The sequence below is a fragment of the Psychrobacter luti genome, assembly GCF_014192115.1.
GTDB classification, from domain to species: Bacteria; Pseudomonadota; Gammaproteobacteria; order Pseudomonadales; family Moraxellaceae; genus Psychrobacter; species Psychrobacter luti.
Map to the genome: position 1 here is coordinate 610,233 of NZ_JACHXL010000001.1, position 23,809 is coordinate 634,041.

The 23,809-nt window shown below is 42.8% G+C and carries 19 protein-coding genes and 1 pseudogene; 5 read left to right on the forward strand and 15 right to left on the reverse strand.

Going from position 1 to position 23,809, the window contains the following annotated elements; translation table 11 throughout:
- Positions 1 to 42: 42 nt before the first annotated feature.
- The 3 genes from bilR to ftsY form a co-directional block, all read right to left on the reverse strand.
- Positions 43 to 1,992, reverse strand: a complete 1,950-nt coding sequence (bilR, locus tag FHS24_RS02395; protein ID WP_233449074.1) for a bilirubin reductase, long form — start codon at positions 1,990 to 1,992, stop codon at positions 43 to 45.
- A 103-nt stretch (positions 1,993 to 2,095) separates the two neighbouring features.
- On the reverse strand, positions 2,096 to 2,671 hold the full coding sequence (locus FHS24_RS02400) for a methylated-DNA--[protein]-cysteine S-methyltransferase (RefSeq protein ID WP_183618422.1): 576 nt from the start codon (positions 2,669 to 2,671) through the stop codon (positions 2,096 to 2,098).
- A 65-nt stretch (positions 2,672 to 2,736) separates the two neighbouring features.
- Positions 2,737 to 4,080 carry a signal recognition particle-docking protein FtsY gene (gene ftsY, locus FHS24_RS02405; protein ID WP_320158064.1) on the reverse strand — a complete coding sequence of 448 codons (1,344 nt, stop codon included), beginning with the start codon at positions 4,078 to 4,080 and terminating at the stop codon, positions 2,737 to 2,739.
- A gap of 409 nt (positions 4,081 to 4,489) precedes the next feature.
- On the opposite strand from ftsY, the gene FHS24_RS02410 reads away from it, so the two are divergent.
- The 3 genes from FHS24_RS02410 (at position 4,490) to FHS24_RS02420 (ending at position 7,927) form a co-directional block, all read left to right on the forward strand.
- A complete protein-coding gene (locus FHS24_RS02410) occupies positions 4,490 to 4,636 on the forward strand; it encodes a hypothetical protein (RefSeq protein WP_183618424.1) in 147 nt (48 codons plus the stop codon).
- Positions 4,637 to 4,748: 112 nt separating this feature from the next.
- Entirely contained in the window at positions 4,749 to 6,326 is a 1,578-nt protein-coding gene (locus FHS24_RS02415) for a M16 family metallopeptidase (protein ID WP_183618426.1), read from the forward strand.
- A gap of 68 nt (positions 6,327 to 6,394) precedes the next feature.
- A complete protein-coding gene (locus FHS24_RS02420; protein WP_183618428.1) occupies positions 6,395 to 7,927 on the forward strand; it encodes a M16 family metallopeptidase in 1,533 nt (510 codons plus the stop codon).
- Between the two features lie 128 nt (positions 7,928 to 8,055).
- Here FHS24_RS02420 and FHS24_RS02425 read toward each other — a convergent pair whose 3' ends face one another.
- On the reverse strand, positions 8,056 to 9,045 hold the full coding sequence (locus FHS24_RS02425; RefSeq protein WP_183618429.1) for a D-Ala-D-Ala carboxypeptidase family metallohydrolase: 990 nt from the start codon (positions 9,043 to 9,045) through the stop codon (positions 8,056 to 8,058).
- Between the two features lie 294 nt (positions 9,046 to 9,339).
- Between FHS24_RS02425 and rodA the strand changes: the two genes are divergently transcribed.
- Positions 9,340 to 10,482: a rod shape-determining protein RodA gene (rodA, locus tag FHS24_RS02430; RefSeq protein WP_183618432.1), complete on the forward strand. Its 1,143-nt coding sequence runs from the start codon at positions 9,340 to 9,342 to the stop codon at positions 10,480 to 10,482.
- A 1,237-nt stretch (positions 10,483 to 11,719) separates the two neighbouring features.
- A pseudogene (locus FHS24_RS12600) lies at positions 11,720 to 12,067 on the forward strand (septal ring lytic transglycosylase RlpA family protein); the annotation flags it as partial.
- Positions 12,068 to 12,247: 180 nt separating this feature from the next.
- Here the strand turns inward: FHS24_RS12600 and radA are convergent.
- The 11 genes from radA to FHS24_RS02490 form a co-directional block, all read right to left on the reverse strand.
- Positions 12,248 to 13,684, reverse strand: coding sequence for a DNA repair protein RadA (radA, locus tag FHS24_RS02440; RefSeq protein WP_183618436.1), 1,437 nt, complete (start codon positions 13,682 to 13,684; stop codon positions 12,248 to 12,250).
- Between the two features lie 295 nt (positions 13,685 to 13,979).
- Entirely contained in the window at positions 13,980 to 14,690 is a 711-nt protein-coding gene (gene lptB / locus FHS24_RS02445; protein WP_183619122.1) for an LPS export ABC transporter ATP-binding protein, read from the reverse strand.
- A gap of 240 nt (positions 14,691 to 14,930) precedes the next feature.
- Positions 14,931 to 15,500, reverse strand: a complete 570-nt coding sequence (gene lptA, locus FHS24_RS02450) for a lipopolysaccharide transport periplasmic protein LptA (protein ID WP_455238243.1) — start codon at positions 15,498 to 15,500, stop codon at positions 14,931 to 14,933.
- A gap of 167 nt (positions 15,501 to 15,667) precedes the next feature.
- Positions 15,668 to 16,252, reverse strand: coding sequence for an LPS export ABC transporter periplasmic protein LptC (gene lptC / locus FHS24_RS02455; protein ID WP_183618438.1), 585 nt, complete (start codon positions 16,250 to 16,252; stop codon positions 15,668 to 15,670).
- A complete protein-coding gene (locus FHS24_RS02460) occupies positions 16,249 to 16,815 on the reverse strand; it encodes a KdsC family phosphatase (protein WP_183618440.1) in 567 nt (188 codons plus the stop codon). The genes lptC and FHS24_RS02460 overlap by 4 nt, the downstream gene beginning before the upstream one ends.
- A gap of 82 nt (positions 16,816 to 16,897) precedes the next feature.
- Positions 16,898 to 17,890: a KpsF/GutQ family sugar-phosphate isomerase gene (locus FHS24_RS02465; RefSeq protein WP_183618442.1), complete on the reverse strand. Its 993-nt coding sequence runs from the start codon at positions 17,888 to 17,890 to the stop codon at positions 16,898 to 16,900.
- Positions 17,891 to 18,320: 430 nt separating this feature from the next.
- Positions 18,321 to 18,863 carry an RNA chaperone Hfq gene (gene hfq, locus FHS24_RS02470; protein ID WP_183618443.1) on the reverse strand — a complete coding sequence of 181 codons (543 nt, stop codon included), beginning with the start codon at positions 18,861 to 18,863 and terminating at the stop codon, positions 18,321 to 18,323.
- Between the two features lie 403 nt (positions 18,864 to 19,266).
- A complete protein-coding gene (gene miaA, locus FHS24_RS02475; protein WP_183618444.1) occupies positions 19,267 to 20,436 on the reverse strand; it encodes a tRNA (adenosine(37)-N6)-dimethylallyltransferase MiaA in 1,170 nt (389 codons plus the stop codon).
- 104 nt (positions 20,437 to 20,540) lie between these two features.
- Positions 20,541 to 22,307: a DNA mismatch repair endonuclease MutL gene (gene mutL / locus FHS24_RS02480; RefSeq protein WP_320158065.1), complete on the reverse strand. Its 1,767-nt coding sequence runs from the start codon at positions 22,305 to 22,307 to the stop codon at positions 20,541 to 20,543.
- Between the two features lie 84 nt (positions 22,308 to 22,391).
- Positions 22,392 to 22,916, reverse strand: a complete 525-nt coding sequence (gene tsaE / locus FHS24_RS02485; RefSeq protein WP_183618445.1) for a tRNA (adenosine(37)-N6)-threonylcarbamoyltransferase complex ATPase subunit type 1 TsaE — start codon at positions 22,914 to 22,916, stop codon at positions 22,392 to 22,394.
- Complete coding sequence (locus FHS24_RS02490) at positions 22,909 to 23,532, reverse strand: 6-pyruvoyl trahydropterin synthase family protein (RefSeq protein WP_183618446.1); 624 nt, start codon at positions 23,530 to 23,532, stop codon at positions 22,909 to 22,911. The genes tsaE and FHS24_RS02490 overlap by 8 nt, the downstream gene beginning before the upstream one ends.
- Positions 23,533 to 23,809 lie beyond the last annotated feature (277 nt).

The window sequence follows — 23,809 nt, forward strand, 5'->3', positions numbered from 1 at the left end:
CCTTTATTATTTGTGGAAATCTGCACAATAATAATGGAATGACTAAAGCGCATTCGCTGCATCGTATGCTGTCTTGGTTGCATATGATATATCAGCAACCTCACAACAATCACCTACTTGAACAACCTCAATACCTTTAACGCTCAAAGCCTCCGTGTCGAAGACTACGGGGCGCGCACCACTAGCGATAACGACATAGTCGTATGGAATTTGGGCAATACTGCCATTTTTATCTTTGCAATTCACTTCACCGTTGTTAATGCTTGTTACCATATATCCAGTATACTGTTCTACACCGTATGCCTTATAATTTTCGAGCATGCTAGGTAAAACAGTCACGCTGATATCACCACCAATCTGATCACGCATCTCTATTATCGATACCTTGCAGCCTTGTGTAGCAAGATATTCAGCGGTTTCACAGCCGACCACACCACCACCGATTACCGCCACGCGCCCAGATACTTTATACTTACCTGCCAGCACCTGCCACGCATCATAGACGTTTTTGCGATCTATACCTGGGATTGGCGGTATAAAACTTGACGCACCGACTGCGACGATAACAGCATCAGGCTCTAGCGCCAGTATGCTTTGAATATTCGCTGTTTGACCCAATTTTAGCGTTACACCCTGAGTATGTACGGCATGCACCAAATCCTCTATAGCTCGGCGTATTTCATTTTTACGCGGCGGGACAGCAGCGATGTGCAACTGCCCACCCAGCTCAGTAGCGGTTTCAAACAGGGTTACATTATGACCTTTTTTTGCAGCCACACGGGCAGCTTCCATACCTGCAGGACCGCCACCGACGACCACAACATTCTTCTTCATTTGAGCAGGCGTAATAAAACGCGTTTCTTCAAAGCCATTTTCAGGATTGACCACGCAAGCAATAAACGAGCGATTTAGGACATTATCAACGCAGCCTTCATTGCAGCATATACAGCGCACGATATCAGTGGCTTTATCCGCGCCCGCCTTGTTCGCCCAATCAGGATCCGCTAAGAGCGCACGGCCAATCCCAATCATATCAGCCTTGCCATTTTGCAATATACCCTCACCCATATCAGGATTAATGATACGACCTGAAGTGCTAACCGGGATGGAAACCGCTTGCTTAACGGCACCTGTGATATCAGCAAAAAAGCAGTAAGGCTGCACGCCCATCGGCGGGATCGTATCTGCCATATTACCGGTATGGTTCGCTTGCCCAACATGCAACATATCCACGCCTGCTGCTTCAAGCCACTGTGCAAACTCTGGCGCGTCGATTTCATCAACACCACCTTTACCCCGCTCAGGTGTGACAACCGATAATTTATAATCGATAATCATATCTGGTACGACTTTTTTTAGGGCATGTACTAACATCAAAGCAAAGCGTGTACGATTCTTAAGAGAGCCGCCAAACTTATCCGTGCGTGTGTTCATTTGTGTGCTGCATAGCGCGCCGACCAGTCTATCGCCATGCACCTGAATGACATCTATCCCCGCTTTTTGTGCACGCACTGCACAGGCACACATCTTATCGATAATATCCATCAAAGCGTCTTCTGACACCTCATTGACGAAATGTTGCATGTCATGATTGAGCTGGGTGCGTAATTTTTGCATCTCGCCAGCAGCAAATAAGGCGTTAAGGACATTAACGTCATACTCAGGATAAAAAATCTGCACGCCAAGCTTGGCACCGTAGGCATGCACATTATCAGCAAGTAGCCGGAAACTGTCTATTTGGCTATCATCAAATAATTTAGGCGTCGGCGCAAAACTACGAACAGGCGCGACGTCGCCTAGCACGATATAGCCCGTGCCACCCTCGGCAAGCCGAGTATAAAAGGCACGGCTTTGCGAGCTGATATTGCCGTCTTTGTCTTCATAGCCAGTCGTCAATGGTGGAAACATCGTACGGTTTTTAAAGATGACGCCGCCAATGGTGATAGGTTGTAATATTTTCATAGTCGATATTTTAGTGGTCGTATTATTCATAATATTCTACTTTTAGCCTATCCTTTGCACGAATGCTATTGATATTATTTGTATTAGAAATTTATATTGGAAAAACGATATTAGACTTGTACAATCAAAAGAACTAACGCTTAACCTCGTCACCTTTAATACCTTCGAGCGCTAGCAAGTACTCTTTTTTATCTAAGCCGCCTGTATAACCACCTAGTTTGCCATCGCTAGCAATAACACGGTGACAAGGAATAATGATACTAAATGGGTTTCTGCCATTGGCATTTGCTACCGCGCGGTAACCTTTAGGATTACCGACTCGCTGCGCAAGTGTGGCATAACTAATCGTTTTGCCATGCGGTATCTTTTGCAGTTCTTGCCAGACGCGTTGCTGAAAATCAGTACCTAAGCTTATATCTAATGGTAAATTAAATGCTTGACGCTCACCTTTAAAGTACGCTGTTAATTGCTCAAGCGCTTCTATAAGTAGTGTCTCGGCAGGCTCGCTTTTGCTTAGGCTTTTTTGAGATATAAAGGTAAAATCTTGATCGACAAGTCCATAATGCTTTTTAAGCTTGGGAATAGATTTTGAGCGGTGCCAAGAATCACCCATCTGCAGCCAATTGACTTCGACCAGCTTAGGACTGCTATGCCTACTAGCAATCAGTGCTAACTGGTGCGACTCAACAGCTGCGATGGTGACTATCATGATTCTTCCCTCTAAACACTCATATTTTTAACACTTATTTATTCATTGAAAAAAACTATCAACCACTACTCTTTATCATCGGTCTCAAATAAGGCGGCGACGAACTGCTTCGGACTAAAAGCACGCAAATCATCAATCGACTCACCGACACCAATATAACGAATCGGCACCTCTGTGGTTTCAGCGATATTAAAGACCACACCACCTTTCGCCGTACCATCAAGTTTGGTAATGGTAATACCCGTCAATGGCACGACTTTGTTAAACAACTCCACTTGGTTGATGGCATTTTGACCTGTGCCAGCATCAAGCACAATCATTCCTTCATGCGGTGCACTTGGATCGGCTTTACGCATAACACGCACGACTTTTTCAAGCTCCGCCATCAGGTGGGTTTTATTTTGCAAGCGCCCAGCAGTATCAGCGATTAATACATCGATATTTTTTGCTTTGGCAGACTGCATGGCATCAAAGATAACAGAGGCGCTATCAGAGCCATGACCTTGGGCGACGACTGGAATGTTATTGCGCTCACCCCAGATTTGCAGCTGTTCAGTCGCCGCGGCGCGGAACGTATCGCCCGCCGCCAACATGACGGATTTGCCTTCACCTTGCAGACGCTTAGCAAGCTTACCGATAGTCGTCGTTTTACCAACGCCGTTAACGCCTACCACCAAGATAACAAAAGGCTTTTTAGTCGTATCAATGACCAATGGTGCAACTTTTGGCGTTAAGATATCAACCAGCTCAGTTTGCAATGCTTTATACAATGAATGGGCATAAATCAAATCGCCACGAGCGGTTTGCTCAGTAAGGCTTTTAATAATACGATTGGTTGCATTGACACCGATATCAGCCACCAACAGTTGGTCTTCAACCTCTTCTAATAGCTCATCATCAATCTCTTTGCCACCGATAAGGATACTGACCATACCTTCGGCAAGATTTTTACGTGACTTACTCAGTCCCGTTTTCATGCGATTAAACCAGCTGCCTTTTTTCTTATTTTCCTCAGTCTCTTGTGACTCTTCTGGCGCTGCTGTTGGCTGCTGTAACTCGGTTTTCGCTTTACTTTCTGTTTGCGCTTTATTTATAGCACTGGTATCGCTATTTGTAGGTGTCACGCTTGGTCTATCGCCTAGATGATCTTGCAAAGGCATGGTAGGAACGGTAGTTGTAGACTGCGATGGAATAGCTTTACTAGTATTTAAAGCACTTGCTGCTGTGCTTTCTACAGTACTTTCTAAAGTACTTTCTAAAGTGTTTTCAGATGGACTTTGTTTTTCCATCTCAACGATGGGCACCGTTTGCGCTGGCAGACTGGGTAAGGTAATATCATCGTCATCCAAATCATCAAGACCGCCGTCAAGGTTAATGACCACGCGATTGCTATTATTGGGATTATTCATAAGCTTGCCCTAAAAGTTATCATTATCAGTAATTTGTTTTAAAGTGACTGTTTTTAAAATGACTATGCCACCCGCTTTTTATTATTTAGCGGGCGATTATTTTTAGCCTAGTTTAGCATAATTCAAGTGACGCTTAGCCTTTAGCATTGTAGAGCGCTGTCAAATTGTAAAATTGACTATCCATAACAGACAGCAATGCCTAAAATCACACTAAACAGACTGTCATATGCATTATAAAAAACCATGCTAGCAAGCGTACTACAAACTATAGGCTTATCTAAGCAAGTTTCGCTTAAGATTTGGACACAAAAATCCGACCTTTGATAAGCCAAACTTCGCCTACTCTTAGCGAGCGCTAAACTGTTGTATCTTATTTAATTTACTCAACCACTGATATTGGGAATGACCTATGCTATCGAATAACTATCAAAAAATAACTCAAATCGGCGCTGCTTTGCTTTTGGCTACCATTGCATTATCGTCAACAGGCTGTAATACCACACAAGAGTTTAAGCCGACCGCTAGCGTCATGGTTGGGGCGCATAAGTCTTTATAATGGTGTTATGTTTATTACCAATACGTATATTAATAGAAGCTTCAACATACGCTCTTCTCATTCTATAAATCAGTCACTTACCAGCTGCCTTTTTATATAAGTAGAACCTATCATGCCATTGCCTTTATCACTGTCTTTACCATCATCTGCTCATACTTTACGCCTTGCCTGCGCTTTAGCCATGGCGACTACCCTTGCGGCTTGCCAAACTAGCGCGCTTTCTTCGGCGAATACAGTCGCCACGAATAAAAGTATCGCAACTACAGATATGGTAGATAAAAACCAAGCGTTAGAAAATACCGAGCAACCTTCAGCGCTGACCATGGATATGTCCGGTCGCCATGAATACAAGCTCGAAAATGGTTTAAAGATAGTGGTCAAAGAAGACCACCGCGCGCCTGTGGTAATGACTCAGATTTGGTATCGCGTTGGGTCAGCAGATGAGCCACTTGATAAAGGTGGTATCTCCCATGTGCTCGAGCATATGATGTTTAAAGGTACCACTGATATGTCAAGCGACGATTATGAGCGTTTGATTGCTAAGTTTGGCGGTGTTAATAATGCCTTTACCAGTTACGACTATACCGGCTATTACGAGCTATTCCCTGCCAATCGCTTGCCATTAGCCTTAGAGCTAGAAGCGGATCGCATGAAACACTTAATATTTGATGACAAAGCGTTTGCCAAAGAGCATCAAGTGGTGATGGAAGAGCGTCGTCAGCGTACGGATGACAATCCTCTTGCCAAAGCTTATGAGTCATTTCGCTTACTGGCTTTGCCAAACAGCCCGAAAGGTGAATCGGTCATTGGACCCATGAGCGAGCTTGAATCCATTACCCTTAACGATTTAAAAGACTGGTATAAAACATGGTACGCACCCAATAATGCGACTTTGGTTATCGTCGGGGATGTTGAACCAAACGAAGTGTTAATGCAGGTTAAACGCTATTTTGGTGAGCTACAACCAAGCGCATTACCTAAGCGTCCTGCGGTCACTCAAAAGGGCTTTCGCGGCTATCAGCAAGTAGAATCCGAGCAAGCAGTACAAGTGCCAGTTTTATTAATGGGTTATAACGTGCCCAGTCTGGTAAGTGCTGGTGCTGATAATGAAAAGCAAGCCTATGCCCTCTCGCTTGCCCAAGATGTTCTAGACGGCGGTTTATCAGCACGTTTAGAAAGCAGATTGGTACGCGAACAAGGGTTACTTACCACAGTGGGTACCTCTTATGATTTGCTTGATCGCGGCGACGGACTGTTTTTGATACAAGCAACCCCGCGCGAAGGCGTCAGCTTAGCGCAGGCACAACAAGCTATTATTAATGAGATTAATAAGCTATCGACCGACCCGATTGCTTCCGATGAAATCGAGCGCGCCAAAACCAACACCGTCACCGGTTTGGTATACGCACAGGACAGCATGGAAGGTCAGGCACGTATGATTGGCTCACTACAATCTATCGGTCTTGACGATAGGCTGCTAGCCAAACTGCCAACCAAGCTTGATAGCGTAACAATCGCGGATATCCAAGCGGCAAGCAAAAAGTATTTGGTCAAAGACAATTTAACGGTGATGCATATCATCCCGCCTAAAGAGACGGCCAGTAAAGATAAAGTTAGCCAAGATAAGGCTATTAAAAATACCGCTAGCAAAGACGATGCTAATAAAGAAGCGGTAAGTAAAGCTAAATAACATCACTATGCTATCCAGTTATCTTAGCAAAGCCCAATACTCGTGACCTTATTAATAAGAAGAAAGACATGACTCAAATACCTTTTCTTAAGAAAACCAAATTCTCATCTAATTTTAAGCAGTTACCTTATCTGAGTGCTTGTGCATTCTTTGGAATGATGACCTTGACCACTGTAGCGCAGGCAGATATGGCGGGTGGCGAAGATGCTCGCACGCCGGCTGCCGCAGTCGATACTAGCGCGCCTATTGCTGCTCTAGCTAAGCTTAGCAGCCTTGATAATGTCAAACCTTTAAAAGTCACTGTTCCAAAGATTCAGACCTTTAAGACCAAAGCAGGTATTCCTGTGCTTTTTGTGCCGACCACCACATTACCCATCGTCGATATTGATTTGCGCTTCAACGCTGGTAGCGCACGTGATGGTAGTATCAGTCCGTCTGGCTTTGGTATCGCCAATATGACCGCAACGATGCTTGAACAAGGGTCCAAACGTTTAGATGAAAACGCATTCACGCGGGCGGTTGAAACCTTGGGTATCAATCTAAGCAGTGGCGCCTATAAAGACATGTTTATTGTGTCATTGCGTAGCTTATCTGATGATAAACATCTACTGCCTGCCGTTGACTTAATGACCCAAATGCTTATTGAACCGAGCTTTGATGAGCAAATATTAGCCCGTAATAAAGCACGCCTATTGGTGGGCTTACAACAGCAAAAACAAGACCCCGGTAGCCTTGCCAGTATCGCCTTTAGCAAAGCACTCTATGGCGACCATCCTTACGCTCATCCATCGGTTGGAACGCTGGAAACAGTACCTAATATCACAAGACAACAGCTAATCAATTTTAAAAATCGCTATCTAGTCGCCGCCAATGCGTCACTTGCCATGACCGGTAATTTGACTTTGGCACAAGCGAAAAATTTGGCTGAAGAAATAACGGCTGACCTACCAGCTGGTCAAGCCGCGGCTACCCTACCCGAGCCAAAGCCATTAACCCAATCTCAGCATATCCATATACCGTTTCCTAGCACTCAAACCACGGTATTAATGGGTCAATTGGGCGACAAGCGCGCCACTGACCCCCAAGCGCAGCAAAAGCAAACCAACTTCGCTGTCGGCAATGAAGTGCTAGCAGGGGGCGATTTTAATGCCCGCTTGATGACGGAAGTTAGGCAGAATCTTGGTTATACTTATGGTATCTCAGGTTCTATGAACCCGATGCTGGCGCGCGGACCTTATCAGATTGGTTTTTCTACCCGTAACGATAAAGCGCGAGCGGCGATTGATGCCAGTTTAGCCGTGATTAATGAGACGTTAGATAAAGGTATCACTAGCGATGAGATGAAATTAACCACGGATAATTTAAAAAACAGCTTCCCAATGGGTTTTGCTAGTAATGCAGGAATCAATAGTCTACTTGGCATGATGAATTTTTATCAGCTACCCCATAGCTACCTGACCAATTATGTCAGTCGTATCGAACAAGTCAAACTCTCAGAGGTTAACCAAACCCTGCGCGACACCCTAAAACCTGATAACTTTTTAATCGTTACCGTTGGTGAGGTGAACCCTTGGGATGAGAAGAAGTCTAAGAAAAAATAATAAGCCTGATAGCGTATTTTTACAGGTGTTAAAAAAATAGGTCGATAAAAAAGCTCAACCAGTAATATTTATTGGTTGAGCTTTTTTTAATTCTAGGATTGAAAATACAGTCTTTAGCGACATATTACTTAATAGCGGCAAGCAGAGCTGCTACTGGCATGATTAAAGCCCCATTTACGATAACCATCAGTATCTAAATGAATGGCACCGGTAGAGTATAATCCTAGCCCAAAGTTGTGTGACTGACCCTGATATTGCCAAAACTCACATAAGCTATCTTGCATGCGACTCAGCTGCCATGGACTACTTTCATATTCTGGCACCCAAATATCCATAGCGCCTGCGGTCATGTGCTTACTTCCATTTGCTCCGCCCGCACAGTCATTCAACCCAGGGCTGCGATATACTGAACGTATCTCGGTATTGGCGGGCAAGATACCTTGGTTTTTGAGCTGACTGTAAAGCTGCAAGGTCGGCACAATATTCGCCCATAGCTCCTGTGGCGGTAGCTGATAAGGCTCATAGCCGCATTTATCCCAACTACGGGCGGTCGTTAGCAGCTGTGATAAAGGCGGGACATTTTGCGCACCCACTCGTGAGCTTAAATAGCGCTGATAATTGGCCACTTGTCCTGCGCGGTAGCTATTACTATTTAACCAAGTATTAAAGTCCATACTGGTAAAGTCATTATAGCTGTTGTTACCGAAGTTATTATTACCAGTGTTATAAGTGGTGTTATAACGTGGCGTCACTTTATTGGTGATGACTCGTTTGCTTTCTTCTATTGATAAACCACTATCAAAATTGAATTCACGCTGTTTTTGTTGAATGAGCCCTTGCATACTATCGCCGCCTAAGCTATTTGAGCCACTTCTGCCCTCGCTTAATATTGTCGCGCCGCCACTATAACTATTACTTTGACTGCCATAATTTCTAGCAGGCGTGATATAAGCATTAGACGTACTATCAGTAGCACTACTGCCATGACGGATTTGAATACGGCGCTCACTATTATCGCTTATAATAGCGGCAGAAGCAGAGACACTGCTGGCACAAATACATAGGGCGATGACAGGCTTATATATTTGCCTATAAACAGATTTTTTTGTCTTTATCATTATTAGAAACTACCGCTAAAAACGTTTTATCGATACTATCAAATTTTAAGCAAGCAGGCTAAACTATCGCAGCGAATCAGCGGTCACCTATTCGTTATTAACACTTATCCTTATAATGTTCATATTGACGTTACTTTATTACTAGCAAGTTACTTTATTGGCTATTATCTGGTTTAATGAACGCCTTATAATCACCGCTTATTTAGTGATTAATTGCTTAACTGCTTCAGTGATGAGCTATTATCCGTCAAACCCGACTTTTCCTTCACATCAACTGCCAGTCACATTCTGCCTATGTCTTCTAACCCGCAATACCGTTTTTCACGTCAAAGCCATCATTTAGGTCAAGGTCATGCGCCGACGCTATGGCAACGTACTCATATTGACCCGTGGCTAACCCTATTGCTATTAACGGTTTGCTGTATTGGTTTGACGATTTTATACAGCGCATCCGGTCAAGATAGCGATATGGTCATACGCCAAATGGTCAGCTATGGTGTTGCCTTTACGGTGATGTTTATCATGGCGCAGATACCGCCTAGCCTCTATCGTACCTTTACACCTATATTTTATGTGTTAGGGCTAATATTATTAGTACTGGTTGATATCATTGGTGAGGTGCGTATGGGTGCACAGCGCTGGATCAACTTACCCGGATTTGGCAGCGTCCAGCCTTCAGAGTTTATGAAACTTGGCATGCCAATGATGTGTGCGTGGTTTTTATCCAAACGCGACTTACCGCCCTCACTATCTAGCATTGGCATCACTTTAGCGTTAATCGTAGTACCAGTATTGTTAATCGCCAAAGAACCTGACCTTGGCACTTCGTTATTGGTCGCTGCCAGTGGCATCTTTGTGTTGTTTTTGGCGGGGCTTTCGTGGCGATTGATTGCGAGTGCGGCGGCTTTGGCGGTACCTTTGGTCGCTTTCGCTTGGAACTTTTTATTACATGATTACCAACGTACGCGCGTCTTAACCTTATTTAATCCTGAGGCTGACGTACAAGGGGCTGGCTGGAATATCATTCAGTCTAAGACAGCGATCGGTGCAGGCGGTCTCACCGGAAAAGGGTATCTAGAAGGCACACAGTCTCATCTACATTTTTTACCAGAAGGTCATACTGATTTTATCATTGCCGCATTTTCTGAAGAATTTGGCTTGTTTGGCGTGATACTACTCATGTCTATTTATGCCTGTGTGCTGACTCGTGCCTTATATATCGCATTCACACATCCTGATACCTATAGTCGACTATTGGCAGGTGCGATTGCCATGTCCTTTTTTGTCTATGTCTTCGTCAATGTCGGTATGGTCGGAGGTATCTTACCTGTTGTTGGTGTGCCTTTGCCTTTTATTAGTTATGGTGGTACAGCCATTGTCACCCTGATGGCAGGTTTCGGCTTACTGATGTCAATCCATACTCATAAATTTGATTAATGATTTTTAAATAACTTGTAAAATGAATGATGTGTAGCAATCTTATGCTTAATGGCCGTTTTAGCCTTGGTTAAAATAACTAATTAGCCATCCTGTCCAGCATCTAATTCAGTCACTTAAAATGTCGTTAGTAAGCAAGACAGTGGGCAAATTTAAAATAAATTTGCCTTAATCATTCATTCAGACTTCATTCGATATCATCACAGAATTTCTAAAATTAATCGGATATTTGCTGCTTTAACCTAATTTTATTTGTAATCAATTCTACATAGATTGTCATAAAAACCCTAACATCGCATGCTTATTAATGAACATAAGTTATTGTTATCATTATAATTTACCTGAAAAACATACTAACTATTACTCTATAAAAACCCACCATTAGCCCACTAATACTGATAGATTTTATTCCTTGTTTTTTACAAAAAATTGCGTTAACCTCGTTTTAGTGTAGATATGATACATAACCCGTACATAGCTACTAACAAACTTATCATTCAATTATATTGTCGTTGTAGCTCATCCGTATAGTTAGCAACTTGTAGATTTCAGACTTTCAAAGTTACTACTTAATTAACGGTTTAATAACAAAGTACTACGTAATACCCTTTAAACTCTTTATTAATTTAGCATTGCGTGAAAGTTTGTTTATCGAATATCAGTATCCCATATTAGTGGTGGATGCGTTATTTAATTAATATTGTTAACTATCATTTGAGCGTGTCATAAGTTAAGTTTGGTGACGTGTACATAAATCATAAACACCTACTCACTTATGATGATGGAATAAAAATTACCATATATTGAAATTTATTAAAGCTGGGCAGTAACGTCAGTCATTATGAGAAAGATGATTGATCTCGGTTTTAGGGTTTGCGGCAGGGTTAGATTGGTCTAACGTTGCCTCGCTCCATCTAAGAGGTTTTTAGTGTTAAGTTTTGATGTATAAGTTATAGAGGTATTTATGAATAAGCGTTTATCTGGTTTACTTACAATGTCAGCGGTTTTATTTGCTGGCTCTGCAATCGCTTCTAATGCAAATGCTGTAGAATCAAAAACCTCCCTTGCAATGATTTCGCAAGATAACGCCTCCCATATTGACCGTGTACTCGGTGAACTTAGTCGTCAGCACGACGGCGCATCAAGCTTAGTTAAGTCTGCCCGCCAACCTACTTCATTGGCGCTGAGCAGCTCACTGTTAGCCAGTGACACAGCACAAGTATCTAAAGACGAAGATGTGCTAGAACGCCTAACAGCAGTTGCCTCTAACTCTGTGAGCAAATTCAAACAAACTGGTTTAGCCTCTTGGTATGGTCGTCAATTTCATGGTCGCAAAACCGCTAGCGGTGAGACTTTTGATATGAATGGCTTAACTGCTGCTCACCGTTCACTACCACTGAACTGCTACGTTAAAGTCACCAATAAAAACAATGGTAAAAGCGTTGTTGTAAAAGTAAATGATCGTGGTCCATTCCATGGCAACCGTGTGTTAGATTTGTCTTATGGTGCTGCCAAGCAACTTGGAATTACCGGCAAAGGTGTGGGTAACGTGGCTATTGAACGTGTTTCAGGCCCATCCTCTTAAACCATTAACGTCTTAGAACAATAGCGTTTTAAGCCTTTAACGGTTTCGTATTATAAAGACAATAAGCCCTTAGAGCCGTATTTTAAAAGTAAAGAAAAAGCGCCTAACTCATTCAAAGTTAGGCGCTTTTTTATTATTTAACGTTCAGTAAGGAATGTTAGATAGTTTGTTTGTAGAGAATTATAGCTCAAACGCGCTTTCAATCGCATCATCTAAGCGTTCTACTGCAATCACATTGATACCTTTAAACTGCGGCGCATCTTTGGCAGGCGCATTGGCTTTAGGGATAATCGCATGTTTAAAGCCATGTTTCATCGCTTCTTTTAAACGTTCTTGACCATTGGGTACAGGGCGAATCTCACCTGACAAACCAACTTCACCAAAAACAGCAAGTGATGACGGTAAAGGCTTCTCTTTGATACTAGAGGCACAAGCTAAGAGCACTGCCAAATCAGACCCTGTTTCTATTACTTTCACGCCACCAACGACGTTGACATAAACATCTTGTCCGCTGGTATGGATACCGCCATGGCGATGCATGACCGCAAGTAACATTGATAGGCGCTGAAAGTCTAATCCCAACGCCATGCGTCTAGGCGAACCTTGTGAATCATCAACCAAGGCTTGTACTTCGACCAGTAGCGGTCTAGTACCTTCACGGCTCACCATCACCACAGAACCAGCCACAGGCTTATCATAACGGCTGAGAAATATCGCTGACGGATTGGCGACTTCTTTTAGTCCCATATCAGTCATGCCAAAAATCCCTAACTCATTGACCGCGCCAAAACGGTTTTTGACGGCGCGAATCATACGAAAACGCGAGTCAGACTGACCTTCAAAATATAAAACCGTATCAACCATATGCTCAAGCACACGCGGACCGGCAAGCGTACCTTCTTTGGTCACATGTCCTACTAAGAATAGTGCCGTGCCAGTTTGCTTAGCATAACGGGTCAAAATAGCTGCCGACTCTCGAATCTGACTGACGCCGCCCGGTGCCGAATTAATAGCATCGGTATAAATTGTCTGAATCGAGTCAATAATAGCAATCGCTGGCTGTTCTTGGGTTAATGCGGCGCAAATAGTTTCGACGTTAGTTTCAGCGAGCACACGCAATCTATCCGCTGGCAAATCTAAACGCTTAGCACGCATAGCTACCTGCGCCAATGATTCCTCACCCGTCACATACAGAGCACTACCCGCCAATGAATCAGCCTTTGCCATATTGGTCGCGGTTTGCAGCAAAATCGTCGATTTACCGATACCTGGGTCACCACCTATCAAAACGACAGAACCGGCCACCAATCCGCCACCTAATACCCGATCAAACTCACTGATACCAGTCGGTAAACGGGTATCTAAGCCTACGCTCACGGCATTGAGTGGCATGACCGCACTATGTGTGCCAGAGTAGTTTCCAGCGGGCGCACCGTCGCTACGAGAAACGGCGCGGCTAGGATTGGATTTTGCGGTGTTTTTATTATGATGCGGCATACTGACGTTTGGTGCTTCAACCAAGCTGTTCCATTCGCCGCAATCTGTACACTGTCCTGCCCACTTACCGAAATGCGCACCGCAATGCTGACAAACATAACTGCTTTTATTTTTTGCCATAACGTATGAACCTTATTCAGCTGGTCAATCGAAAGTAATAGAGAGAGAGATAAATAGAATTATATGAAGCTCTGTAAGAGCTTTAATATAAGAGTATTAGAGATTACATATCAGCCTGTGGAATCAGGCGGTAATTTATAGAGGACTGTGCTGGCAAAGAATGTACTGACAAAGACTGCTCTTATAAAAATGCAATCGCCAAATATCCGTCTGTACCCTGCCAAATGACAAAATAGTTGGATAAAAATATAAATGAGGTTTTGAAGAAAGCAAAGCGGTTAAGCCGAAAAATGTTTTATACCTGAAAATCTTTACCAAGATAAACTGATTTCACCAATTCATTTTCTAATACTTCGCTCGACGTCCCTTCAGCAATAATAGCGCCTTCTGAAACGATATAGGCTTTTTCACAAATTGCTAAAGTATCACGTACATTATGGTCAGTGATTAAGACGCCGATACCACGATTTTTCAGGGTCAAAATAACGTCTTTAATATCACTAACAGAGATAGGGTCGACACCCGCAAAAGGTTCATCCAATAGGATAAATTTAGGATCAGCGGCCAAAGCGCGGGCAATCTCACAGCGACGGCGCTCACCGCCTGAGACACTCATGCCCAAAGATTTGCGCACATGTTCTAAATGAAACTCGCCGATTAGTTTTTCGAGCTCTTGGCGCTGCTCAGACGCACTCAATTCTTTACGAGTTTGCAGAATAGCTAAGATATTGTCTTCAATCGATAACTTACGGAAAATAGACGCTTCTTGCGGTAAATAACCAATACCAGCACGCGCGCGCTCATGCATAGCGTATTTTGATAAATCCATTTTTCCTAAGGTAACACGGCCCTTATCCATGTTTACCAGTCCTACCACCATATAAAAGCTGGTGGTTTTGCCCGCACCGTTTGGACCTAGCAGCCCAACGACTTGTCCTTGTTCAACAGAGAATGACACATCTTTTACTACCCAACGTTTGCCATAACGCTTGCCTAAGTTTTGCATCGTTAAACGAGCGACAGGTTCAGAGCTATTAGCTGACGCTATAGAGTCATTATTAAGCTCATTGCTACTAACAACATTGTTTTTAATATCACTCATAACTTACTCATCACTTACTTGTAAAGTTGCAAAACTCAAGCGCTAATACGGACGGCTTAGAGGTTTAAAAGTTTAACAATTTTTATTTATTGAACTTTATTGGTCATTCAACTAATCATTTAATATATTAATCGGCTAAATTGCTTAACGTATGCTGCTTTGATTGGTACTATTATTAGGAGGGAAAACCAACTCTACGCGTTGATTGCCACCAGCGGTTGCTTCTACATCGCCCGCTTTTAAGCTATAACGAATGACATTACCGGCAAAACTGGCGCCATTTTGTACCAATTTTGCATTGCCCGTAAGCGTAACGATACCCGTGACCGCATTATAGTCGATTTTATTCGCCTGACCTTTTGCCAAGCCTTTTTCTTGCGTAACTACTTGCTGCATGGTGGCTGGACGACCAGTTGCTACGGCCGAGTTGATACTACGACCCTGTGATAAATTGACCGTAATATTATCAGCGGTCATCTTAAACGTCCCTTGCGTGATCACTACCGTACCCGAATAGCTGGTAATTCCTGTGCGTTCGCTATAAGTGGCTTTATCGGCCAATAATTTAATTTCTTGATTAGCATCTGATGGCAAGGCATGGCTATATAACGGTAAGGCTAACAGCATCACCATCGGCAGCGCACGTAATCCGTTCGATACTTGGATAGAGCGCGTCGATAGCAAGCGTAAAGTAGGCAAAAAAGTGGGTTTCATAAAAGTTACTCGCGTCATTATGGGTAGTAGAGTTTGCAAACTTCCTGCTAGGTGCTGCTACTAATATGCATTTAATATCAGTATAAAGGCTAAAACAATCGGGTGATTAGGACAATATTAAGGCTGAATCTGGTATTAATTTAAAGCTTAAGTCGTTACTAAAGCTATTAAAACAAGGCTTTGTCTTGGCGTTTCGCTGGCATAAAGGCAACAGCAACCTTACCAAATTCATAGTCACCGGTTTCAAGATTAGCAGTCATGCTAGAGGCCTCAAAGCGATTCATACCTTGTTCGACTTTGACTGGCTCATCACTATAAACTTGACCTGACTTGGTATTGCCTTTCAACGTAGTCCCCGTCACTTTGATAGGTTCAACATCGGACGTACCTGCTTTACCTTCGCTGACTAAGGAGAAACCGCCTGATAAGCTCATTTCACCCGTCTGCTGACTGATGGCAGCACTACCCGCTTCAATACGATAGCGTTGCTCATCTGAAGGCTCCCAATTCATCGTGATGCCTTTCATCTCATCCTTATTGGTCACAGGATTGTGGGTCAATGATTCAGCACTCAGCTCGTACTCAGTTTCACCTTGCTCATTGGTCTGCACCGCCTTGATATCGGTGGCTTCGTAATCAACATCCGTCGCTTCGATACTGACCGGTGGCGTAATCTCTCCTTGCTGCTTAAAGAACCAGCCAGCAATCACAGCGAGAATCAACGCAAGAACGATTAAAACACGAGTATTCACGACAAGTTATCCTGAGTTTTGGCTTCATCAAGCGTATAAGACGCAATAAAGTCTTGGTAGTGTCCATGACCCTTTAAAATTAGATCACATATTTCACGTACAGCGCCGGTGCCACCTGCGCGCGTGGTCACCATATGGCTGCATTTTATAACTTCTGCATGCGCGTTTGGTACAGTAGCAGCAAAACCAACCGTTTGCATGGCTTTAATATCGGGTAAATCATCGCCCATATAGGCACAATCGTCAGCGGTGATATTGAGCGCAGGATCAAGGGTCATCAATAGCTCATTTAAGGCAATCAGCTTGTCATCACGACCTTGGACGATATAATTGACACCCATCTCAGCAGCGCGCTTGTCTACCATAGGGCTGCTACGACCAGTGATAATAGCGGTCAAAATACCATAACGTGCTAACGACTTAACGCCCACACCATCTTGTACTGAAAAGGCTTTGGTCTCAATACCATTCGCATCGTAAATAATCTGACCATTTGATAAAATGCCATCAACATCCATGACCAATAGCTTTACTTGTCCAGCTTTTTTAATTAAGTCTTGCATCAGCGCTCCCTTATTAAAGGCTTTTTTAATATAGTACTTATTAATGCATTCTTCGTTAATGCAGTAATTATTAATGCAGTACTTATTTCACACCGGCTTGTAATAAATCATGCACCGTAATAACGGCTTCCAAGCGCTCTGCCTCATCGATAATCAGCAGTTGGCTAATCCCATTTTCATTCATCACACTTAGCGCATCTGATGCGCGCATACTTTTACTAATGCGACGTGGATTGCTTACCATCAGCTCGCGCATCGGGGTTTGCAGATCAATGCCTTTTTCTAAGCCGCGACGCAAATCGCCATCGGTAAACACACCGACCACTTTTTGTTCGTCATCAGTGACTACTGTCATACCCAAACGCCCAGCCGACATGGTAAATAAAGCGTCTTGTAGTGGCGCTTGTTGATTAATAAGCGGTAAGTTTTCTAAGTTAGTATGCATCAAATCTTCAACGCGCGTCAGCAGTTGTCGTCCTAGCGCACCAGCAGGATGTGATAATGCAAAATCTTCTGAAGTAAAGTTGCGAGCATGAACCAATGCCACTGCCAACGCATCCCCTAATGCCAAAGTCGCCGTGGTACTAGAAGTCGGGGCAAGATTAAGCGGGCAAGCCTCTTGTGATTTACCAAGCGTCAGAACGATATCAGCTGCTCGTGGTAGCATGCCGCGTTTGTCTCGACTGATACTAATCAGCGGAATATTTAAGCGCTTAACTACGGGCAAGAGCATTCTAATCTCGTCCGATTCACCCGAGTTTGAGATGGCAAGTAAGACGTCGCCTTGTACTAACATCCCTAGGTCACCATGCCCTGCTTCACCAGGATGCATAAAAAACGATGGCGTGCCCGTAGAAGCAAAGGTTGCCGCTATCTTACGCCCAATCAATCCCGACTTCCCCATACCCGTTACCACGACACGTCCTTGACAGGCTAAGATAATATCGCAGGCTTGGGCAAACCTATCATCGATTTGCTCAGTTAACAATTCTAGTGCGGCCATCTCAGTATGAATCGCTTCGATAGCAGTACTAATAAATTGTTCATGGGTTACATTGCGTTGGGTATTACTCATACAGCGGCTCTATATTTAGTGACTTTACATTCAGCGAATTTCAATTTAGTAATTTTTAATTATATAACTTAAAGTTTAATGACTTTAAATTCTTCAAATTGGGTAATGTGATGAATCAATAGAATATTTTACTATACTATACTCTCAATTAATAATGCTCTAGATTAATAGTATAGCGCATGATGATATGCCATCATTTTAGCACTAACATTGGCATTGATAGATGCAATTATACGTCTATTTATACAAAAAAAACCCACTATAATATAGTAGGTCTTAATCAGATATAGAACATTTTAATAACGTACTTTTTAATCAAGCATTACTTTAGATCTGAGCAATACTGTTCCCAGCCCATTATTCCAGGCACCACCTCTTGAGTACGATGTTTTAAGCATAAAAATTAAACACAGTAATTTTAGTATAGATTTTATTGGTTGCTGTCGTCAGTATCATCATTTGGTTTATTTTCGAAGCCCGCATTATCTGACGGCGCTTCAAAACCACGGTCTTGACCAAAACCACCTCGCTCAAAACCGCGTTCTTGACTTTGACCAAAGCTGCCACGCTCAAACCCGCGCTCTTGACCTTGGCTAAAACCGCCACGATTAAAACCACTACGATTGGCAAAACCACGCTCTTCAAAGCCACCTGTGCTCGCAAGATTACTACCGCGCTCAAAGCCACTACTCATACCACCACCTTGATAACCAACGGGTGCGGCACTTGGTGGCGTGGCTGTACTGGTACCAGTTGCTGTGCTACTTCTAGGATTGCGCGCTGGCACTACTGTTGAGATGGCATGTTTATAGACCATTTGGCTAACGGTATTTTTTAGCAATACCACGTATTGGTCAAATGACTCGATTTGACCTTGTAGTTTAATACCATTTACCAAAAAAATAGAAACAGGTATGCGATCTTTGCGCAGTGAATTCAAGAACGGATCTTGTAAGGTTTGTCCTTTTGACATGAAATCTCTCCTAAATATTGTATAATTATTTTTAATGCCAATTATTTTAAGTGTCGCTTTAATTATAATGGCTAAGGGCAGATACAATAATAAGTTTTATTTATAAAACGTATCTAAATAAGCGCTCATTGTTGTTAAGTGATTCCACTTTATCGTGAATACGTTATTATTGTAAATTATTAAGTAACCACTTGTTTCGAAAGCTATTTTATCAACAAACGTTAATTAGTGGCCATCAAGAAAGCAGTTATATAAATATAATTCCCACTATGCTACTGGGTTTAAATTATAGCAGCTATCTACATTATACTTTGAAACTAATTGTCATTATTTTTTACGTATTGCTAATTTTGCTATCGGTTAAAATCGTCAGCTCTATAATCAGCATCGATATAAACAAGCATCAATATAAATAATCTCGTACCTGTCCCATGGAATCAAACGTTTTTATCGTTATAGCATTGCCTATCTGCTTATCATTGTTAGACACATCACCAGATAAATCAGACAATTGAGTAAGTTTACGCAGCCAAGTGTATTGGCGCTTTGCTAGCTGTCTTGTCGCATATAATGCCTTATTTTGCATTTTCTGACAAGCAAGCGCCTCAGTCCGGCTGGTGTGCTCGGGCGCTTGAATGGTCAGCTGAGCAGCGAGTTCGGGTCTTATCTGCCCACTTATTGAAGCATCTAATTGACCAAAAGCATCATAAAACTGTGTTTTATCTAAATGTGCTTGCTCAAATACTGGGTGATTAATATGGACTAAGTATTCCAATACTTGACGATAGCCAACACAGCGCATCGACGGCAAATTAGGCGTTAATGGATACTGTTCAAGCAATCCGATTACTTCAGCCACCAATCCTTCCTTCCACATGATATCCAAACGTTGCTCGATACGCTTATGCAACCACGGGCGATCCGGCATTACTGCCAACGCATGCCAATTTTGATTGGGATTATAAGCCAAGGCTTTTTTAGGCTGTTGCTGCCAGTCACTGATGGGTATATTGGTTTGTAGATAGACTTCAACCGCTCGAGTAATACGCTGAGTATCAGTCGCATTTAAGCGTTGATGAGTAATTGGATCTATCTTACCAAGATACTCATAAAGCGCATTAATGCCTTCCTCCTGCCGCCACTGCTCCACCCGCGCACGAACGTTATCATCACTATCCGGTACTGGGGATAGTCCATCAAGTAGCGCCATGTAATACATCATGGTTCCACCTACTAGCAAGGGTATCTTGCCGTTCTCGTGACAACTATCAATCAAACGGGCGACATCGCTAACGAACTCAGCGACGCTATAGCTCTGCATCGGGTTAATGATATCGACTAAATGATGCGGATAGCTCGCCAGCTCAGCAGCCGTTGGTTTGGCGGTACCGATATTCATTTCACGATATATCAGTGCTGAATCGACCGAAATCAGCTCATAACGCCCTGTATCATACAGCTCATAAGCCAGTGCCGTCTTGCCACTCGCGGTTGGCGCCATCAAACACACCACGCTATTATCCGTTAGCTTGGAATTGAGGCGATAAGATGAGCTATCAGACGAGAGTTGCATAGGATTGCCTTTACTAATTATATGATTAGCGCTAAGTAAATTTACGCCTTGTCACTGCTAAAGTTTGTTTATTATGTTTTCTTATAGAAAAGTTACAGATGCATTCATTCAGAGGCAGATGTCAGCATCAATGAGACCAATCGATGGCTATTTATAGATTTGATCGCATGTTTAGCAAGTAATGCTTCGATATCTTCTATGAAAACCATGAAGTCTTGCGGTGACATTTGAATGCTCACGGTAGCAAGTTGCTGATTAATGGCAGTCGCACTGTTCAACATCTTATCTTTTTTAAATGCCGTATCGCTAAGTACATATGACTCAAATAACGAACTGAGCTTTGACTGCCAATCTGCTGCACTAATCAGTAAGTATTGGCTTTGGTAATAAAATAATAACAACGGTAGCCCTCTATCTTCAATGTATGGCGTACTAGCAGATTCAGCTAACACCTTATTTAAATGGGTAACAACGTCTAGACAATAAGGCACCGATGTCAAATCGACTGCTACATTATTAGCGATATTAGTAATGTTTTTACTGATATTTTCAGAAACACTTAATTCATTTACGGTTTGGGGAGTATGCGTATTTTCTGATAACTGATATGGCTGTTTGGGCGCTTGGATTTGCTGAATTTTGGTTGAGTAAGTGGCCGATGATGTCTGTTGCGTTTCAGCAGCAAAGGCTTTATTTATAGACAGACTATTATCTAACACTTGACTATCATCATTAGCGGAATTGATGATCTTTTTAACAACGACCGTTTTAAGCTTTGATTGAATCGCATGACTTAAATGCGCCATGATATTATTTAACGGACTGATTTTGATGCGCTGTTTAGATGGGTGTACATTAATATTAAGCCATTCAGTTGGCAGGTCAAAATAAAGCGCATAGCCAATACCTGCTAACTGAGCACTTTGAGCAAGTTGGCGTAGATGATTGCTAATTAACGCTTCTTTAACCAGTCGTCCATTTACATAGATTAGCTTTGGTAAAGTATCTTGCGCATCAACAATAGGCCATAACCAACCATTAATAGTTGCTTGAGCACCAAAGTTATTATCAACGTAGACTTTAGACAACTGTATTAAACTGCTCAGATCTAATGCTATTTCTAAGGCATTATCCGTTAATGGTAAGCCAGTTGCTTGCTCAAGACGTGATAATGGCAGACGATTAGCATCATTGTTGTTGCTATTAGTAGACAGTCCATTTGAATAGCCTGCTTTTGAAGAAAGCGATAACCGCTTTTTATTATCATGAAAAAGCGTCAGTGCCACATCTGCGCGCGCTAAAGCCACTTCTCGTACTATCGTTTCGATATGACCAAACTCGGTCGCAATAGATTTTAAGTTACCGCGACGGGCTGGCACATTAAAATATAAATCCTTGACGGTAATAGTTGTACCCCGATGATGCACAACTGGTACCAATTTAGGCACATCATCCAATACACCGGCGACTTGCAACTGGCGACCAACACCACTGTCATCATGACTACTGGTTAGGGTCAGCCGAGAAACTGCTGCCGTCGCTGCTAATGCTTCGCCACGAAACCCCAAGGTGGTAATACCATGTAAATTAGCCACATCAGCGACTTTACTGGTCGCATGTCGGGTGATTGCCATGACCATATCATCGGGATGGATACCCATGCCGTTGTCGACCACTTCAATCATCCCCATGCCGCCTTGGGTAATCTGTATCGCAATATTGGTGGCACCAGCGTCAATCGCGTTTTCAAGCAACTCTTTAACCACTGCTGCTGGACGCGTTACTACCTCGCCCGCTGCCAATTGATTGATGAGCAGCGGTGATAGCTTTTTGATGCGAGTATGAGAATGATTGTCTGACATTTTAGGCATTAAGAGGTATCGTTATTTTGCGTAGTAATAAAGGATGCTGTCGACTATTTATGATTTACATTGACTAAAGGTATGAGATGCAAATTAAATCTTAAGAGAGGATAAATCCAAGCCTTGCGCTTGACCTGACTTTGATAGTCGCAGCTCAACTTGACGGGCTTCTCTATCCTTATCAGTGCTAGTAGCTTGCGTCATGTCAATAAACAAGGTTGGCGGCGGCAAATAGCTGTCTGCACGGCTGGCCCATTCGATAATAAGCAAGGCATTTGGCTCATCCAAATACTCATCGAAACCGATAAAAGACAGCTCTTCCGGGTCTTGCAAACGATATAAGTCAGCATGATAAACTGGCCTAATTGAGCCGTCTTTTTGCTTGATGCTATAAGGTTCAACTAAGGTATAAGTCGGGCTTTTGACAGCACCCGTATGTCCAAGCGCTTGCAACCAATAGCGAGTCAGCGTGGTTTTACCTGCTCCTAAATCCCCTGCCAACCAAACGCTACCGAATAAGGATAACGCTGCCAATTGCTCAGCCAAACGCTGAGTATCGGCTTCAGAGTAAAGTGTCAACGTTTTAACGTTTTTGTCTTCTCTTATACTATTAGACATGAGGATTACCTTCCTGTACTTGCGTCTGTACCTGCATAGTCACTGACGGATTGACAAAGCTTTCGCCGCGAATCAGCTTGGTATATAGCTCATGGTCGCTCCACTCGGCACGAACTTGGTCACTAAACTCAAATGCTTCTAAATTAAGCTTGCCCATTTGCTCATTGGCCACATCATCAGCAAAACACTGCGCGTAACCGGTTGCAGTTTCGTGTGCAATTACCGAGTAAACGCTGACATCAGATTCACCGTTTTGCATTTGGGTTTGTTTTAAAATCTCTTGCGCCCAAAAGAATATCACACGTGAGAACTGCTCTGCTGATGGCGATACTGGCAAGCTTATCCAGCGAGCGCTGAACTTTTTACAGGCAGCGATATACTCAGGGTCGTCTTTATTCCAAAAACAAATCGCATGATCAAAGCTATCGATAATGTCTTTAATAGAAGATTTTAATAAGCCGAAATCATAGACCATTTGCCCATGGTCTAAGCGCTTAGCCTCAAGTATCAACTCAATCTGATAGCTATGACCATGGATGGAATGTTTACAGCGCTCAGAGCTACAATTACGCACAATATGCGCATTTTCAAATTTAAAAAGTTTACGGATACGCATAACAATCAACCAAAACAGTAAGCATCGTTGTGCTAAATATGAATATTATAAAAGGTTGCCGCGACGACTCATCGGCTTGTGGCTCATTATAGCAAATCGTGATGACTCCGTAAGTAAGCACTTATTAATAGCCATATTGAACAAATAAATCCATTGCATTAAACAACCACTTATAAAACGACTTATTAAACAACATTTTAAAAAGCAGCATTAAAAAGAGATGTCTGAATCCAATCGTAGGTGAATTGTGCTGAAGCTATCTATTGCGACACCTTAA